This window comes from Enterococcus silesiacus, assembly GCF_001886225.1.
Lineage (GTDB): Bacteria > Bacillota > Bacilli > Lactobacillales > Enterococcaceae > Enterococcus_L > Enterococcus_L silesiacus.
Window position 1 is genome coordinate 1 of sequence record NZ_JXLC01000009.1, and the last position, 16890, is coordinate 16890.

Genomic DNA, 16890 nt, shown 5'->3' on the forward strand with positions numbered 1-16890 from the left:
GGAAATGTCTGAAATTAAAGCACTTTATAATAAAACCAAATTGAAATCATGATTCTATTTCTGCACTCTCCTAGTTCCGATTAATAATTAAGTTCTTTATTCTCAATTCAGAAAATCCAGTTGCTTTTTGTTTTTGAATATTTTTAATTTTGGTGTAATACATCTCATCGAAAACATTTTTAATTTTTAAATACTCCAAACCTTTATATCCAATAAAAGATATAACTATACATAGTACAACAAGCTTTGGTTTCTTCTTCATTTTTTTACTCATTTCAATTTATTCTAAAAATGGATCTTTCTTGATTATCACTTTCCCAATATCCTTTGCAGAGAAGCGACTAGGATAAGTATTGATCCAATCCTTGATAACTTTATTGTATAAGACTTTATCCGTTACTATTTGTACTTCTTTCTTTGAAATATTGTATTTATCAAAATATTTTTGGATTTCGTTCGCTTTTTTTATATCCCATTTTTCTATGTTGTCATCTATAATACTGATGTCTTCATTTAAAATTTTTGTTTCACTATCATATCTATATCCAATATCATAAGAGATATTGGAATCTATTTTTTTAGTATATCCTATATAAAACTCTTTTTTTGAAAACATAAAACTAATTGATAAAGACTCACCGTTCTCCAAATATTCTTCTTTATAACTCTCAATTACTGGTCCTACAACATTATTGGTATCTGCTGTTTTTCTATCCCACCGTTCAATCTGTTTCATCTTTGGAAACCCTTTTGGATTTAAAACATAACCAAGATCATCATATTCTGAGTAATATATTTCATCAAAAATATTTTTAACTTTTAGATATTCCCAACCTTTATAAACCCCAAAGACAATCAGTATCAGTAATATAATAAAAAAGATTTTTTTTTTCATTCTAATAATCCTTCAATTCATTATTTTTATCCTTTAAGTTACATAAAAATCGATACGAATCATAGTATTTTTCTTTTAATTCTTTCATAGAATTGACTTTTAGACTATCAAATATAGTTTTTTTCACTTCGTTATACGATGTATGTTCAGTAAAAATTTGTGCTCGACTTTGTCCTGATCGCAAACGATTGTGATAATAATTCATTGCATCCATGTAAGACCATTTATTTTTGTTCATTAAATACGTTATATTTTCTGAATCCAAATCCGCTTTATAATCATCTGGACCTAAGCTCGGTTTTGCTTCAGCCGCTTTTGTTGCATCACCTTTCCAACCAGATAAACGATTAGCATTTTCACGACCACCATTTCCAGCTGCTGCTGGAATACCCGGATTTAAAATGGTAGCTTGTGTAATAGACTGATGTGCAAAGTCTCCTTTCCCTCTCATCTGATTATATTGGTTATTCCATAATTTTTCAAAATCTTTCATTGATAAATCATGTCCCAAAGCTTGCCCCATAGTATTTTTGAAGTTTTGTCGTTGATCTTTGTTTAGATCACTAAAAGATATATTGCCGGATGATGAAATCATATTTTGTATTCTCACTTTATAACGTAATAAATCATAGTCTCTATCGCTTAAGCCAAGTAATTTCTTTAACTGATCCTCAATTGACATAGCATCACCACCGCCATCAGTAATTCCCAAACCCGCCGTATTAGCCCACATAGCAGCTTGTTTTAAGCTTCCTTCACCATATACCAAACCACCAAGTAAACGGTTCAGAATATAGTCTCGTTCTTTCTGTGAAAGATTAGGATAATTTTTATCAATATTTTCTTTCATTTTCAAAATAATTTGTGCTGTCTCATCATCAAATCCATACTGATCTTTCAAGTTTCGCACAAATTTCTGCTCACTGGTTTGATGGCGATCATTCCAACGTTTATTCACATCTTTCATCCAAGATGTATCCTTCAAAGAGAACCCTTTACCGTTCCAACTCCCAGGACCAATACTGCCGTCACCGTTAACACCTAAAGCTTGCATTCCTTTTGAAAGCAAATTCCCTGTATCACTCAACCCATCAAAATAACTGGTAGACTGGTCACAAAACGCAAGGAATTTTTGAAGTTTTTCCTCTATTTTGGCTTTCTTCGCTTGATTACGTGTGATGCCTGCATCCATGATAGTGATTGCGGCTTGGAAAATCATGCCCATTAATTGATCTTTGTCGTCTGATAAATTTTGTTTGGCTTGAGTATAGCTGTCTTTTGACGATTGAAACCCTTGAATCAACTTATCCGCTTCATTGATTTGCTCTTGTAATTCTTCTGAATCTAAATCTTCACTACCACACTGAGAGATGTAGGCTTCCACATATTGTTCATTCGCTTGTACAACCGCCTCACTATGAAGAATCGCTGCTTTACATAGCGCTGGATAAACGCTTGAAAGATAGGATTTTATGGCGTCCATTCCTTCTCCGCTCATTCCTACCGCTAACTGAATCCCTTGCGTTGCGGTTGAAACAGATTCCAATGCCTGACTATACGTTTTAGCATATGATTTTATTTGTTCTGTTTGAGTTTGGACTTCACCAATCACCATTTTGACCACGGTCATCTTCCTCCTCTCTCAGCGCTTGTAATTCTGCTTCATACAAGGTTTCGGAATACTCTTCTAATTGTCGTTTTTCCTTGTTTACTATTTCCTGACCTTCGTTCATTTCATCAAAAAATCGGCGTTCTTCTATACGAGCTTCTTCAACAATCTCTTCAAAAAAAGAAAATTCTTCTTGTCCATGAAAATAGGCTAATATCCGTTCATTTTGTATCCGTTCCCTCATAGCTAGCTGTCCATATTCTTCCATTTTGCGTTCTAGTAACAGGCTAATCTGAACAGTCTCTTCTTGCTTTTCTTCGTTTTCAATTCGCTTCTTTCTAATGTCGTCCTCTTTCATATCATCCACTCCTTAAGTTAAACGCTTTAATGCATCGCTATTTCATCAAACCTGTAAAGGGTCTATCAAATAACTGTTTCGTTTGGGAATCTGCTCGTTCAAACGCTGCAACAGCACTGTGAATATTCGCTACGTCACGGTTTAACAGTTGTTGGATTGTTGTGGAAGAGGTTTTAAATTCTTCAAAAGTAGTAGTTGCTGTGGCATTTCCTGGCACCGTTGTCCCAGAAGAAAAGGTCACGGTTTGGGAAATCGTTAATTTATCGTTAGCTTGACCAATCTTGGTCGCCTGATTCTGTGCTTCTGCGCCGTTAACATCAATCATTTTTTCATACTCCTTTATATTTTTTTCAACCCTAATATCAAGTATATCTTAATAAAATATCGAAGTAATTCATATTCGTTTTAATACTTAATACGTGGTTTAAAAATTCTCTTTCCTTTCATAAAAAAACGGCTAAGACAGCTATAATGCTTGTCTCGCCGTTGATCTTCATATTCAAGAAAGATAAAGACTTTTTATGAACATATAATGTTAAGTCTATCGATTACCTAACATTTTCCAAATTAAATCAGAAAGAAAGGTGCTTGCAAAATTACTAAACACATCTGATGTAAACTCTGGCAAATGTTTGTTTAACAGATCTTTTATTCTGCCTTGATTTTTTGAAGATGTCTCCACTAATAATTCTGTGCAGGCTTCAAATTCTTGACTATCTTGAGGTAATTTAGTCAGCGTTGCTTTTATTTCTGTGTAAAACTTATCCCAGTCGATTTGGGCATCATCTGATGAATAGTTAACTTTGTTATTGTTACCAAATATAAATGGTGAGCTATTAAAATGATTATTTTTAATTTCCATACTCTACACCATTATTATTACCAAACATAATTGGACTATTCGATATATCACACTGATCCATATTAATGACTATTCGTTCATTATTAGTATTGTTGATACAATATTCAATAACTTCTCTTATGTAGTTGGCAAATTGCGGGTCTGCACAAGCAATGATATATCTGTTACCAGAATTCAAGTGGATGTACATGTCTTCCCCTCTACTATCGTTTGCCTTCTTTATTTGATAGATAATTGCACCAGAAATTACTAGTCCTAAAATACTAACTATCGTGAGGCTTTTTATAAGAAATAGGAATAGGATAAAAGCAATAACTGGTTTAGTCATACTTTTACTTGGTGGCGTATGAAGAGATATTTGTGCAATACTGCTAATTTGTAATGTCGTTCGATTAAATTGAATTGAGTTTTTTTCAATTAAAATCTCGCTTGTTTCAATTCTTTGATTGTTTAGGTCATTATTCTCTGTATTCATTTAATCCCTCCTTTTGTATATTAATCACAACTTATTGATTATAACTTATTTTTCTCTCTATGTAAATAAATTATTAAATATAAACAAGATCTATGTAAAAATATTTTTTCTGTTATTTTATCTTATATATAAGGAAACGATTTTTCGTGTTATTTAATGGCGTTTAAGAGGAAAATTAGGTTGCGTGTTCGCCTTCTTTTCGTATATACTTAGGAGGTAGAATAGAACAAAGAAAACAGCCCATCTATAAATGAGCTGTTCAAATCAGAATATAAAATAAATTGGCACTTCATTATTTGGCGACAACCAAATAATTGAAGCCTTGTAAAGACAGAGCAAACTGCCCAAACAAGTTGCCAATAGTGCTAGCAACATGTACTAGCTTCTTTCTTGTACCTAAAGTTTACCTATTTTGCCATAGGTTTGTTAACTTTTGGGCTATTTCAGAAGAAGTGGTAGATGATTTTTAGAGACTATTGTTGACGATATTGGGAAATTTCCTGATATCGTTTTTTCTATTCTACAAATTCAAGCAAAGGAGGTTCACTTCAAATTAAAACAAATGATAAATTATAGATATAAGACAAGGAGACAACGTTCACTTCGTTCACCTTGTACTTTGCATCATCCACTCTGCCCTTTGGTCAGTCGTGGTGGTGCAAAGCAAAAAGGCACTTCATCATTTGGCGACAACCAACTGATGAAGCCTTGCATAGACAGAGCAAACTATCTATACAAGTTGCCAATTGCTAGCACAAAGTCCTAGCATTCTTTATTGTACCTAATTTTACTGGAATTTTCTAGTCTGTCTGGAAACTTTTTGTTAAAATCATGTACTTAATAAAGTCTGCATACTTTTTCTAGATAATTGATAGCGGTATTGGTAGTTTTAGGATGATAAAAAGTCGTTAAATTTTGAGCAACTGGACTAAAAAGGAATCCATGCACTTTTCGGATTGAGGTATTTTTAGAACGTTGTTGAAAAAATAGCTTTTTCTCACTGACTGCTCCAATAGCGTTTTTTGTTTTATCCCAAAAAAAAGCGGTAGAAATTCTACCAGACTGACAATGATCATCCACAAGTCATTTCTACCGCTAATTTAATAAGTTGCCTAAGTCAATGCGTACATTAAGAAGCGCTGAAGTACGAAATTCAGCGCTTCAAAAAAGGAGAGAACCATTATGAAAAACGAGTTACATAACCTAAAAGCAATCCCCTATCAAGATATTACTGATTTACAAGATTTACTAGATCATTTTGACTCTTGGCAAGAACCTCTGGCCATATTGGATCATTTCTTCCAATTCCGAACGGGTCCAATCAACAAGAAAAAAGTTATCAAAGAATATTATGCTTGAGGTCATTTGTTCCACGCTTTTTTCACAGAATTTATCCGTTTGGTGGAAGCTGAACAAATCAAAATTAAGAAGTTAGATCGTGAAAGAAAAGTAACTACTCATTTTGTTAAGAAATAAAAATGAGGAGGTGTCCTTTTAGTGGCATCTCCCTTTTCGCCTAATGCTATAAATAACTTTCACTATAATTAAAATGACCTTATTATCAAAAAGTAACTTATTTTTTCTTATATGGTTTAATTATATAATTGTTAGTGGAGGTGTTTATTATTCCCAGAAAAGAAAAAAGATTGAAAACTACTCAAAAACAACGGAAAGGCCGAATTATGCTATTTATATCTATTATTCCGGCTATCCTTTCTATAATTACCATCACAGAAAAAGTAATTATTCCATTTATAGGTACTATAGAAGTCACTCAGAATAAGACTGAACCAGTCTATAATCCTGAATCGTTAAATAACTCATATGTCATAGCAAAACCAACAGATATTCAAGAATCAAATGATTCTTATTTCTTTCTTACGAATGTATCTACTCTACAAAATAATACATCAAAAAATTTAATAGTTTCTGATGCAACTATTGAAATAGACGACATTCAGCCGATAAAAGAAGCTGACTTAGAAATTAGTTATGGTTTAGAGGACAATCAGTTAATAATTTTTATTATCAATAATGGTTTAGGCAATTCGAAAGATTCAGAGTTTAAGTTGTCAGTTATATTAGAAGATATTGACCAAGTGGAAAATAAATTATCATCTAAAGATGTCGAAAACTTATTCTTGACTAAAACAAAAAGAAAGGATTCACTATATTCTGGTGATATTTTAAAATCTTTTGAGTTGAACCTTTCAGATGAACTACATAGATTATTTGAAAAGAACGAAAAATATCGTGCTATTAAATTTGAATTAACTGAATTAGCATCTAATAAAAAATTTAAAATACATTCTATCTACTATGATCGAACAAATAAAAGTTTTACATTTAGCGGTATGGGTGCAGGCGGTCGAGATAAAACTGCTGTCCTTTTACTAGATGTCAGCAATACTTCTAATAAATATTCCGTACCTGTAAATAAAAAAATTGCTGCTAATTCTACTGAACAGATTAATTTATTTATAGTGCCAAATCAAAGCAGTAAAATTATTTATTCTGTTAAATACTCTACTAGTAATTCAAAATATACAAAAGCAACTAAAAAGATTGAGTCAACAATAACAGTGCCATTATACAACACAAGTTATTCACCAAATGGTCCTTTTTTCAAATCATTAATTAAAAATCAAATAACACGATATCAACACAATACTAATTCTAATCTACAAAAAGAAATAGGTTATGACTACAAAAAAGTTTTAGATAGCCATTAATGATACACCTTAGGTTGAACTAAGATAGAGTAACATAATCAGTAGCTTATTTTCAGACGGGCGTTAAGAAAGTGAACTGTATTTCTTGGTTCATTATGAATAGAAAGTATGAAGGATGCTTGGTCGCTTAGTATCGAGTAAAAATACTTTTTTACTCGATACTTCTAAGACAACAACGCCTATTTACATAATAATATTCTTAGTACGATACATGATATTTTATTCTATTTTTTGATTCACTGTTTTCTTTTGGATGAATTGACTTGACCCTTTTTTGGCGAAAAATAAAATAGTTGCTACCGCCAAAATGATTGGGCTTAGATTTAATGGGAAAAACAACGTCATAAACACACCTACTGGAAACGGCGAATTTATGATTGCAATTGCAATACTGGTACTCACGATTGCAACAATCAGCAAACGATCTGTTTGGGTAAATAACTGCGATACAGCAAAGCCTTGAATGATCGCAGAAAATACAATAGGAAAGATATCGCCACCGATCCAACCTGTATTCAGACATATTTGTAAGAACAATAATTTGATCAACGCAATCATCGTTAACACTAAAAATGAAGCTTGACTTCCAACAAAAGGTGCAAGCGAAAGTGATAGTTGCCCTGAAAAAAGTAAATTAGGCAGAAAAATACCGATTAAAAAAATTGCTACAGACCCTATTAATGCTTTACGAATCGGAAACTCTTGCCAAAAGTCTAGACGTTTCTTTAAAAAGTTAGTAAAGAGACTATAACATTTTCCAAACAATAGACCAAACAAAATCAATGGCAATCCCACCCATAGATCACTCCAGATCCAATTAGATTCGCCCATTTTAGAGACAAACGATGGTTGTCCCGTCATTTTCATCAAAAGAAAAAAAGTGACTAAACCATTGATGATAAATAATAGATAAAAGAACTTTTTTTTCGATTTTTGTCGTTCTTTTACAGCTCTGTTTTCATCATAAGTCAATAAATATTTTTTAGGATTTAACAACTGTGCCACTCGTTTTTGCACAGACAAGCCTTTCAATTCGCTATAGTTAAAGTAATAATAACGTAGCTTATCTGCTTGCCAGACTGAAAGATAAATAACTGCGCTTAACAATCCTGCTTCTGGACCCACGCCTGCCCCAAAAATCAACACGATGAGGGCAATCAATAAACTGCGGAAAACACTACTATAATCTAGAGTTTTGGTCTGTTTTAATTCTGTCACTGAATCATGAACTGTGTGAGGTAAATTTCCCCATTTTGCTCGAGAAAATCCTAACAAAACACCGCCAATCAAAGTAATACCTAAAATATATAACACTCGAAACTGGTGATCAGGTGAGACTAAATTCCAAAGTAATTCAGAACCTATTCCTTCTACCCTTAAAAAGATAAAAGATATGACCCCAATAATACTACTTAGTACAACTCCATAAATCAATAAACCAAGCTCTTTTGCATTCAATTTTATAGATCCTTTCAATATAGGAAAATTCAACTAATTATCCACTTCTTTTTCTATAACTTTATCACAAATCTAAATACCTGGATACAAAAATGCTACTCGTTGATTCGAATCAAAAAGTCGACAAAGAATACCAAAATTTAGATTATATATGTTAAACTAAGCTAAAGCCTTACTTACAGGAATCAATAAATAGTATCAATTTTGAAGGAGGTTCTCAAAATGAAATGTATTTCATGGAATGTCAACGGCCTGCGTGCTGTTGTGAAGAAGAACTTTATGGAAGTATTTAACGAATTAGATGCAGACTTTTTCTGCTTACAGGAAACAAAATTACAAGAAGGACAAATCGACTTAGAGCTACCTGGTTATTATCAATATTGGAATTATGCGGAAAAAAAAGGCTACTCAGGTACTGCGATTTTTGCCAAAGAAGAAGCACTAAGCGTGCGTTATGGTATGGGTTTTGAAGAGCATGACCAAGAAGGTCGCTTGATTACTTTAGAATATCCAACCTTTTTTATGATCACATGCTATACACCCAATTCACAAAATGAACTGAAACGTTTAGACTACCGTATGACTTGGGAAGATGCTTTTCGCGAGTATTTAAATGAACTAAGTAAAGAAAAACCCGTGATTCTTTGTGGTGATCTAAACGTAGCTCATCAAAATATCGATTTAAAAAATTGGAAAACCAATCAAAAAAATGCTGGGTTTACACCAGAAGAACGTGGGAAATTCACAGAGCTGTTGGATAGTGGCTTTATCGATACCTATCGTCACTTCTACCCTGATCAAGAAGGGGTTTATTCTTGGTGGAGTTATCGTTTTAATGCTCGGAAGAATAATGCTGGATGGAGAATCGATTATTTTGTCGTTTCTGATGGCTTGAAAGAGGCTTTGACAAATGCTAAGATCCACACTGAAATTACGGGTAGTGACCATTGTCCGGTAGAAGTTGATTTGACTGTTTAACAAACAGGGGGCGCGATCCATCAATTCGATGTTCGCGCCTTTTCTCTATCTCAATTTGTTACTCTGTATAGCCCGTATCTTTCATTCTCGCTCGATTAACAAATTTAACCATTGATGTTTTGCCTAAACGAAAACCAAATTTTTCATAAAACGTCTCTTTACCCGGGCTTGCATAAAGTATTACATTAATTTTTTCCATATCCTGTAATAAATTCTCCAAAATCACTCTCCCAAGGCCAAATCCTTGATATTCTGGGTCAATTGCAATATCGTAAGCTGCTGCCTGATAACAGCCATCAGAGATAAGACGACCACAACCAATTAGTTCATTATTCTGTGCATTAAAAATCAAGATGATTTTGTAACTATTTTCAAACGCTTTTTGACGCAACTCAGACGTTTGCGTTCCCATACCAGCTTTTTTTAACACATTTAAAATTTGTATTCCTCGGATATATTCTTTATTAGTTTCTACCTTATACATTATAAATCTCCTCTTCTCTCGTTTTTTCTATTTCCAAATGTAGTTGCACCAATCACTCCGACCAATGTCACTAACATCCCTATTATATGGTAGCTTTTCAGCGTCTCATTCAAAATGAAGACACCCACTAAAGTTGTGATGACTGGTGTTAAGTTAGCTAACACACTTATTTTTGATGCTTCAATTTTTGAAAGTGCATAATTTGATAATAATGAACTGAAAAATGAAGATAGCACACCTAAATATAAAATTCCTATCAAAAAAGATGGTGATTTTAAAGGAGCGATATAATCTAGTGATGCACCAGAAACTATCCGTGCACTAAATGACATAATCGTGAAAATAGCAAACCCGAGAAATGTCATAATATAAGTCAACGTGTAAAATGAATATTCTTTCGTTAGCTTTCTAGCAAAAACACTATAAAACGCATTAGATACTGCTGAAAGAATCAGTAGGATTGTTCCTATGATTGAAAAATTTAAAGCATCCTGACTATTCATCCGAGAAATATAAACGATCCCCGCAATAGATAATAAAACACTCATTTTTTGCAACGTGCTTGTTTTTTCCTTCAATATAATTCCTGCTAGTATAATCGTGAAAATAGGGACAGTTGCTTGGATAATACCAGCCTCAGATGAAGATGAAAAAGCTAAACCAAAAACTTGAAATGCAAAAAATAAAATTGGATAAAACAACGCCAATGGAAAAATTTTTTTAATATCTGCAACCGTTATTTTAAACTGAACCTTTTTCAGTAAAATAGGGATCGATGCCACCATCCATGCAAAGAAAAATCGATACATCAGTATATCTATTGGCGAAAGTGTTTTTAGGGTGATTTTAACAAACATGAATGAAAAACCAGTAATGATGATTTGTACTGCAGCAGCTAAATAAGCTTTTTTGGTTCCGGTCATAAAGTTTAATTCTCCTTTCGTTAATAACTACTTGTATTGTAGTAAAGATTTTTTTCTGCTACAATACAAGAAATCCCCATCTGTCCTAGGACAAAAAAGGAGCTTACATGTTTAAATATCTGACTATCGCCGATGATCTAGTTAAAAAAATCCAAGCAGGCCAACTAGTTCCTAGTCAAAAGTTACCAGCTGTTCGAAAATTAGCTGATCAATATAGTTGTAGTAAACAGACTGTGACACAAGCTTTAAAGAAACTAGAACTTGAACATTTTATATATGCTAAAGAAAAAAGTGGCTACTTCGTGGTTCAAAAACAACTAGAAGAGTTCAACACATTAGATACAGTTTATGATTTTTCAAGCTCTTCGCCAAATCGACAGCTGTTCCCTATCAACGATTTTCAGCATTGTTTTAATCGAGCGATCGATACCTATCAAAAGGAACTATTTCTCTACGGAACAGCTCAAGGATTACCAGAACTTATTAAAACCATCAAGATCCAGCTTGAAAATACACAGGTTTTTGCTGATCCAGAATGCATGTATATCACGTCTGGCATTCAGCAGGCACTCAACATTCTTTGCCAAATGCCTTTTCCAAATAACAAAACCGCGATTTTAATCGAGGAACCGTCCTATTCTTTACTTATTGAACTGCTTAAAGTCTATCACTTACCAGTATTTAGTCTTCAAAGAACGGCTAAAGGTCTTGATTTTGATGAGTTAGAACGTTTATTTAAAGAGGAATCCATAAAATTTTTTTACACGACACCCAGATTTCATGACCCTTTAGGAATCTCTTATACTAAACAAGAAAAGCTGATGCTTATTCACTTGGCTAAAAAATATGATGTGTATCTCCTTGAAGATGATTACTTAGCTGATTTTGACTTGGATAATAAAAATGACTCTGTTTTTTCAAATGATATCTATAACAAAACCATCTACTTAAAAAGCTTTTCAAAGATTATTTTCCCTGGTCTTCGTATTGGCGTTGTTGTCTTACCTCCTGCACTAAAAACTACTTTTTTCCAGTATAAAAAATGCGCAGATATCGATAGCTCTATGTTTTCACAAGGAGCGTTGGAGATTTATATCAATAGTGGAATGTATGAGTATCATTTGAAAAATGTCCGCAATGCTTATTTTGAAAAAGCCACCGCATTTAATTGGTCTATCCAACAGCATCCTTTAGCTAAACTCATTGACGTAGCCCCTCCGCTTGCGATGAAGACTCACCTTTTACTGCCGCAAGTGATTCAAATTGATTCTCTGATCAAGAGTCTCAAAAATAAAGGCGTTTTACTAAAAAAAGCTGACTCTAATTATTTATCACTACCTCAATCGAAAAGAGAAAATATTTTGTTGATTGAACTGGCTACGATCGATCTATCCATGATTCATTCTGGCGCTACTCTTTTAATGGATGAAATCCAAAAACAAATAATTCTAAAAACAAGAATCAACTAATCAGAACAAAATCAAAGGTTCATTATTTCGACTATGAGTTTTGTTTAGTTTCCATTAATTTTTTTCTATTGTACTTACCAAATATCTAAGTTTTTGTTATACTGCATGTATGAATTAATTTTGAACCGAAAGGGATCATAAATATGAATTTTTATTCCATAGACTTTGAAACAGCCAGTTATGCTAAACATAGCGCTTGTTCTGTTGCTATAGTAAAAGTAGAAAATAATCGAATCGTTGACGAATACTACTCACTGATCAAACCAGAAACAGATTTTTTCTGGAAAAATATCCAAATTCATGGCATCAAACCAGAAGATGTAGCTGATGCACCGAAGTTTCCTGATGTTTGGAAACAAATCCAAGCTTGCTTTAAACCCAATAGCCTAGTGGTCGCTCATAATGCCCCTTTTGACTGCGGTGTTTTAGCTGGATGTTTGGATTATTACGGCATTAATCAACCGAATTACCTTTCATTATGTACGGTGAAAACTAGCCGTAAACTATTCCCAGAGCTAGTAAATCACAAATTGAACACCATTTGTGATACTCTAGATATCCAATTGGATAATCATCATGACGCGTTGGAAGATAGTCGAGCTTGCGCTGAAATTTTACTTTATCAAGAAAAGCATTTTGGCGTTGAGCCTTTGAAAAAACTTGTCACGATAAAATAGTTATGATTTAATTATTCACACATTCTATCTGCAACTTAGTTTCATTGCAGATAGATTTTTTTGTAGACATATTAGTAAGAAAGGATTTATCAATGAAAAAAGTAACATATCTATTAATAGGAGCCTTAATTCCTACCATTTTATTTTCTATATACTATTTTTTTTCATCAAACTCTTCTGAAACAAAAAAAATCAAAACTGAAGAAACACTAACTTCATCTAGCCTACCAAAGAAAATCGATAAAATAACTTATTCTCCTATGGGTGATAGTATAAGTGCTGGACTGATTGTCCAAAATGAAGAGCAAAGATTTACCAATATCTTAGCAAATCTAATTGAGGATTCTTATGATGTACAAGTTGAGCAGAAAGGAGTGTTCAAACCTGGGGCACGAGCTAGTAATCTTGGTATTTCAAGCATTGAAGACATCAAAAAACAAAAACCAAATATTGTTACAGTAGAATACGGTACTAACGACCTTTTAGATTATAAAAATGAAGAGAGTTTAAAACAATTTGAAGCAAACTTATCATATATCATTTCGGAGCTTCAAGAACAAAAGATTTTTATAGTTTTGATAACAACATGGAACAGAGATTTAAATGTCTCACAACTTTATGATGATGTTATTTTTAAAATTGGTTCTAAATATGATATCCCTGTGGCGAATATTCGTGGCATATGGACAACTACAAAAGATACCATCGATCCTAAAAGCAGTGATAATTTTTTGAAAAATAAAAATATAAAAAATGATATGCATCCAAATGAAAAGGGGCATGAAGAAATTGCTAAACGTATATTCCAATCCATTGAACCTAGATTATCAAGCTCCTTGCTTTTTCTTGATTAACCTTCTATGTTTCATTTAAACAAATTACCATGATATAATAAGACCGCGAAAAATCGATACATCAAATTTTTCGCGGTCTTATTATATTCGATTAGATGTCTTCATATTATTTTCTATTCATCTATACATACTAATTTATTTTCTTATGCTCCAATACGCAATAAAGCAAATAACTTTTGTCTCAAAATATCGATTAGCGAGCAGACTATATAAACTAAAATAATAATTACAATAGAAGTCACAACTAAATTTATCCCATAATATGATGCTTTAAATGCCGTCAACTCTTTCCATAGAAAATGGCGAATATAATTATTATCATGAATTAGATAAACACCTAACGTTGCGGAACCCAATAAATTTACAAAAGGTATAGAACCGATATTCCAATTTTTAACACCACAAAAAAGCAAGATTGACAAAAGAAGATATAGAGGACTTTGAATGTCCATCATTAAGCTTTTAGAAAGTGCATTTTCATTTTGGTGATTGTAAAAAGCAAGTAATGCAATTAAAAAAGCTATAATCATAAAAACAACAGCACTTTTTATAAAATAACTTTTAGCGCTCTTAGCAAATGACTCAGGGTATACCTTTATATATGCAGCAATAAAATAAATAAACAAAAACCACATACCACTTTCGACCCCACCATAATTAGCTACTAACAACGATATAACTGGCTTAATTGATAGAAACACAAAAAAAACTATTAAAAGGGCTGCATGTTGCTTTTTGTTCATATTTTCCACCAAAATATTTAAGAACGGCGCCAAGCAGTATAATAGCACATAAGAACTAATAAACCAATATTGCTGAAACACAATTGGTAAACTTGCTACGATGCTATTTTTAACGTTCAATATAGAATGATCTTTTCCAAAAAATGCAAAAATGAAAAAAATTCCAATTGAGTAAAAAAATACTTGTAACCACAACTGTAATAATTTTTTTGGCTTAAATGCCTTATTCACTAAAAAATATCCACTAATCAATAAAAAGCAATTTACACCAAATTTCCCAGCCGATCCAATAATATCGAGAAAAATTGGCTTCATACGTAAAGTTTCTCCAAAATTCCATTCGGAATGAACAACATAATGGTGCATTACAATAACAAAGGCGCTTAATATCCGAAAAAACTCAAAATTTGATTTTCTAACGTTCATATATCATATACCTTACTTCCCTATTTTTAAATTTTTGTATCTCCTTTAACCTATTATACTGAATTTTATAAGTAATTAAAGGACTTTAGCGAAAATTTACTATCAAGTTAGCATTTTAAAATTCTTGATTCAACTTTCAATAGTCAGTTTTACTTAATAAAATTAAATAACTAAAAAAAGACATCTGAATTAGTTTTCAATACAGATGTCTATACTCTATTTTTCTAAAATTTCAACGATTTCGTCCATATTTTTAGAACCAAAAACAATGTCTTTATCATCAATGATCATTGCTGGAACACTCATGATTTTCTTTTCTGTTTTCAACTCTGGGAAAACACCGATATCGATCATTTCAGCTTCAACGTTATGATTGATTGAAGCAATCCGCTGACACGCTGCTACGACATCTGGGCAATAATGACAGGTCAATGATACAAAAATCTGTACTTTCTTTTTAGGTAATTCTTTGATTTTATTAACGACTGGTTCTTCTATTGGCTGACCAGCACTTCCTACATTATAAACAGCTAAGACGATTGAGTTGACTTCATGTCCGCTTGGAATACCACTAAACTTGATTCCTGTGTACTCCCCTTGATCATTTAACACAACAACGCTTGGTAATTTATCGATACCATATTTTGCTTCTACGTCAGCACCTGCACCTTTTTGAACAGTTTCCAACAAAATTTTATCGCTTAATGATGCAAACTCAGTTAAGAAAGAATTTAATTCGAGTGATTTCTCTTCGCCACTATCCATGACTTGTAATAAGGTTACATTCTTCGTTAATTTACCGAAAATACCACCTAATTGCTCTCTCATTGCATCTGGGAACCATGTGTTATTGCCACTTGTTGCTTTAGCAGGTTTATTTTCTGCTTTTGGTTGTGTTTCTTTAGTTTCAGCATGTTGTTTTGCTAAACGTTTTTCCATCCGTTCATTGACGATTGGCAAACCAGCTTTTGTTTTTTCTTCAGTGATGTATTTTTGAGCATTCGTTGCAGCGATTGCACCATCTGCAACAGCTGTCACGATTTGACGTAATTCTTTGATACGTAAATCTCCAGCTGCATAAACGCCTGGAACATTGGTTTCCATATTTTCATTTGTCGGTACATAGCCGCGATCTAATTCGACTTTGCCTTCAAAAATTTCTGTACTTGGTTTATTTCCAGCAAAAACAAACATCCCAAACGTGCTGTCTGCTGGTGCTTCGTATGTCGTTTCTTCACCAGTTTCGTTATTGATAAAAACAGCTTTACGAACAAAGTCATCTCCAGTGATTTCTTTGACTTCGGTATTGTAGACGATTTTGATATCTGGATGTTGTTTGGCAGCTTCCGCTGTTAATTTAGCACACGTAAAATCAGGTTCGCGAATGATCATTGTGACTGATTTACCATAACGAGTTAAATAAACGGCTTCTTCTGCTGCTGCATATCCGCCGCCAAGTACGAAAATATCTAATCCTTGGAAAAATTCACCATCACATGTTGAACAATATGCAATGCCGCGTCCTGTAAATTCAACTTCACCAGGGAATCCAATTTTACGGGCTGAAGCACCTGTTGCGATGATCACAGCATAGGCTTGATAGGTTTTAGTAGCAGACTTCACAGTTTTTACAGTTTGGCTTAAATCAACATCAATGATTTCGTCTGTTGTAAATTCAACACCGAAATCCAAGGCTTGTAAACGCATGTCTTCCATCAATTCAGGACCCGTTGTGGCACGGATCGCTGGGTAGTTTACGATTTCAGAAGTCGTCGTTACTTGTCCGCCGATCTTATCTTTTTCGATAATCAATGTATCCAACATCGCACGACCTGCATAAATTCCAGCTGATAAAGCAGCTGATCCGCCGCCGATTACGATTAAATCATAAATTTCTTGACTCATGTATGTTCTCCTTTTTGTACATCTCATTATTTTGATCTATAA

General features: G+C 33.2%; 19 protein-coding genes. 6 read left to right on the forward strand and 13 right to left on the reverse strand.

Features of this window, described 5'->3' with window-relative positions:
- Window positions 1-70 precede the first annotated feature (70 nt).
- The 8 genes from RV15_RS07670 to RV15_RS07705 all read right to left on the reverse strand — a co-directional run bounded on the left by RV15_RS07670 (window position 71) and on the right by RV15_RS07705 (window position 5279).
- The gene (locus RV15_RS07670; protein WP_071877475.1) at window positions 71-262 is read right to left on the reverse strand and encodes a hypothetical protein; all 192 of its coding nucleotides are present in this window, start codon (window positions 260-262) and stop codon (window positions 71-73) included.
- An 18-nt stretch (window positions 263-280) separates the two neighbouring features.
- Complete coding sequence (locus RV15_RS07675) at window positions 281-895, reverse strand: TipC family immunity protein (RefSeq protein WP_071877476.1); 615 nt, start codon at window positions 893-895, stop codon at window positions 281-283.
- A 1-nt stretch (window position 896) separates the two neighbouring features.
- Entirely contained in the window at window positions 897-2525 is a 1629-nt protein-coding gene (locus RV15_RS07680; RefSeq protein WP_083429130.1) for an LXG domain-containing protein, read from the reverse strand.
- Window positions 2497-2862, reverse strand: a complete 366-nt coding sequence (locus RV15_RS07685; protein WP_071877478.1) for a hypothetical protein — start codon at window positions 2860-2862, stop codon at window positions 2497-2499. The genes RV15_RS07680 and RV15_RS07685 overlap by 29 nt, the downstream gene beginning before the upstream one ends.
- A 37-nt stretch (window positions 2863-2899) precedes the next feature.
- Complete coding sequence (locus RV15_RS07690; protein ID WP_071877479.1) at window positions 2900-3187, reverse strand: TIGR04197 family type VII secretion effector; 288 nt, start codon at window positions 3185-3187, stop codon at window positions 2900-2902.
- A 216-nt stretch (window positions 3188-3403) separates the two neighbouring features.
- The gene (locus RV15_RS07695) at window positions 3404-3724 is read right to left on the reverse strand and encodes a hypothetical protein (RefSeq protein ID WP_071877480.1); all 321 of its coding nucleotides are present in this window, start codon (window positions 3722-3724) and stop codon (window positions 3404-3406) included.
- Entirely contained in the window at window positions 3714-4199 is a 486-nt protein-coding gene (locus tag RV15_RS07700) for a hypothetical protein (RefSeq protein WP_071877481.1), read from the reverse strand. Before RV15_RS07700 ends, RV15_RS07695 begins: the two co-directional genes overlap by 11 nt.
- An 837-nt stretch (window positions 4200-5036) precedes the next feature.
- A complete protein-coding gene (locus RV15_RS07705) occupies window positions 5037-5279 on the reverse strand; it encodes a hypothetical protein (RefSeq protein ID WP_071877482.1) in 243 nt (80 codons plus the stop codon).
- A 102-nt stretch (window positions 5280-5381) separates the two neighbouring features.
- Here RV15_RS07705 and RV15_RS18930 point away from each other — a divergent pair, with 102 nt between their 5' ends.
- Together RV15_RS18930 and RV15_RS07715 are read left to right on the forward strand one after the other, a co-directional pair.
- Window positions 5382-5558, forward strand: coding sequence for a hypothetical protein (locus tag RV15_RS18930; protein WP_245791278.1), 177 nt, complete (start codon window positions 5382-5384; stop codon window positions 5556-5558).
- Between the two features lie 245 nt (window positions 5559-5803).
- The gene (locus tag RV15_RS07715) at window positions 5804-6931 is read left to right on the forward strand and encodes a hypothetical protein (protein ID WP_217265808.1); all 1128 of its coding nucleotides are present in this window, start codon (window positions 5804-5806) and stop codon (window positions 6929-6931) included.
- 219 nt (window positions 6932-7150) lie between these two features.
- Here RV15_RS07715 and RV15_RS07720 read toward each other — a convergent pair whose 3' ends face one another.
- Window positions 7151-8407, reverse strand: coding sequence for a chloride channel protein (locus RV15_RS07720; protein ID WP_245791279.1), 1257 nt, complete (start codon window positions 8405-8407; stop codon window positions 7151-7153).
- A gap of 204 nt (window positions 8408-8611) precedes the next feature.
- Between RV15_RS07720 and RV15_RS07725 the strand changes: the two genes are divergently transcribed.
- Window positions 8612-9367 carry an exodeoxyribonuclease III gene (locus RV15_RS07725; protein ID WP_071877485.1) on the forward strand — a complete coding sequence of 252 codons (756 nt, stop codon included), beginning with the start codon at window positions 8612-8614 and terminating at the stop codon, window positions 9365-9367.
- A gap of 58 nt (window positions 9368-9425) precedes the next feature.
- Here RV15_RS07725 and RV15_RS07730 read toward each other — a convergent pair whose 3' ends face one another.
- Together RV15_RS07730 and RV15_RS07735 are read right to left on the reverse strand one after the other, a co-directional pair.
- Window positions 9426-9851: a GNAT family N-acetyltransferase gene (locus tag RV15_RS07730; RefSeq protein ID WP_071877486.1), complete on the reverse strand. Its 426-nt coding sequence runs from the start codon at window positions 9849-9851 to the stop codon at window positions 9426-9428.
- On the reverse strand, window positions 9851-10774 hold the full coding sequence (locus RV15_RS07735; RefSeq protein ID WP_071877487.1) for a DMT family transporter: 924 nt from the start codon (window positions 10772-10774) through the stop codon (window positions 9851-9853). Before RV15_RS07735 ends, RV15_RS07730 begins: the two co-directional genes overlap by 1 nt.
- 107 nt (window positions 10775-10881) lie before the next feature.
- Here RV15_RS07735 and RV15_RS07740 point away from each other — a divergent pair, with 107 nt between their 5' ends.
- The 3 genes from RV15_RS07740 to RV15_RS07750 all read left to right on the forward strand — a co-directional run bounded on the left by RV15_RS07740 (window position 10882) and on the right by RV15_RS07750 (window position 13774).
- Window positions 10882-12243 (forward strand): aminotransferase-like domain-containing protein, encoded by a 1362-nt coding sequence (locus RV15_RS07740; protein ID WP_071877488.1) that lies wholly within the window; start codon window positions 10882-10884, stop codon window positions 12241-12243.
- 143 nt (window positions 12244-12386) lie between these two features.
- Window positions 12387-12920 carry a 3'-5' exonuclease gene (locus RV15_RS07745; RefSeq protein ID WP_071877489.1) on the forward strand — a complete coding sequence of 178 codons (534 nt, stop codon included), beginning with the start codon at window positions 12387-12389 and terminating at the stop codon, window positions 12918-12920.
- A gap of 92 nt (window positions 12921-13012) precedes the next feature.
- Window positions 13013-13774, forward strand: coding sequence for an SGNH/GDSL hydrolase family protein (locus RV15_RS07750; RefSeq protein WP_071877490.1), 762 nt, complete (start codon window positions 13013-13015; stop codon window positions 13772-13774).
- Window positions 13775-13917: 143 nt separating this feature from the next.
- Here the strand turns inward: RV15_RS07750 and RV15_RS07755 are convergent, their stop codons facing one another.
- Both RV15_RS07755 and RV15_RS07760 read right to left on the reverse strand, forming a co-directional pair.
- Window positions 13918-14943 (reverse strand): acyltransferase family protein, encoded by a 1026-nt coding sequence (locus tag RV15_RS07755; protein ID WP_071877491.1) that lies wholly within the window; start codon window positions 14941-14943, stop codon window positions 13918-13920.
- Between the two features lie 216 nt (window positions 14944-15159).
- A complete protein-coding gene (locus RV15_RS07760; protein WP_071877492.1) occupies window positions 15160-16848 on the reverse strand; it encodes an FAD-dependent oxidoreductase in 1689 nt (562 codons plus the stop codon).
- Between the last annotated feature and the right edge of the window lie 42 nt (window positions 16849-16890).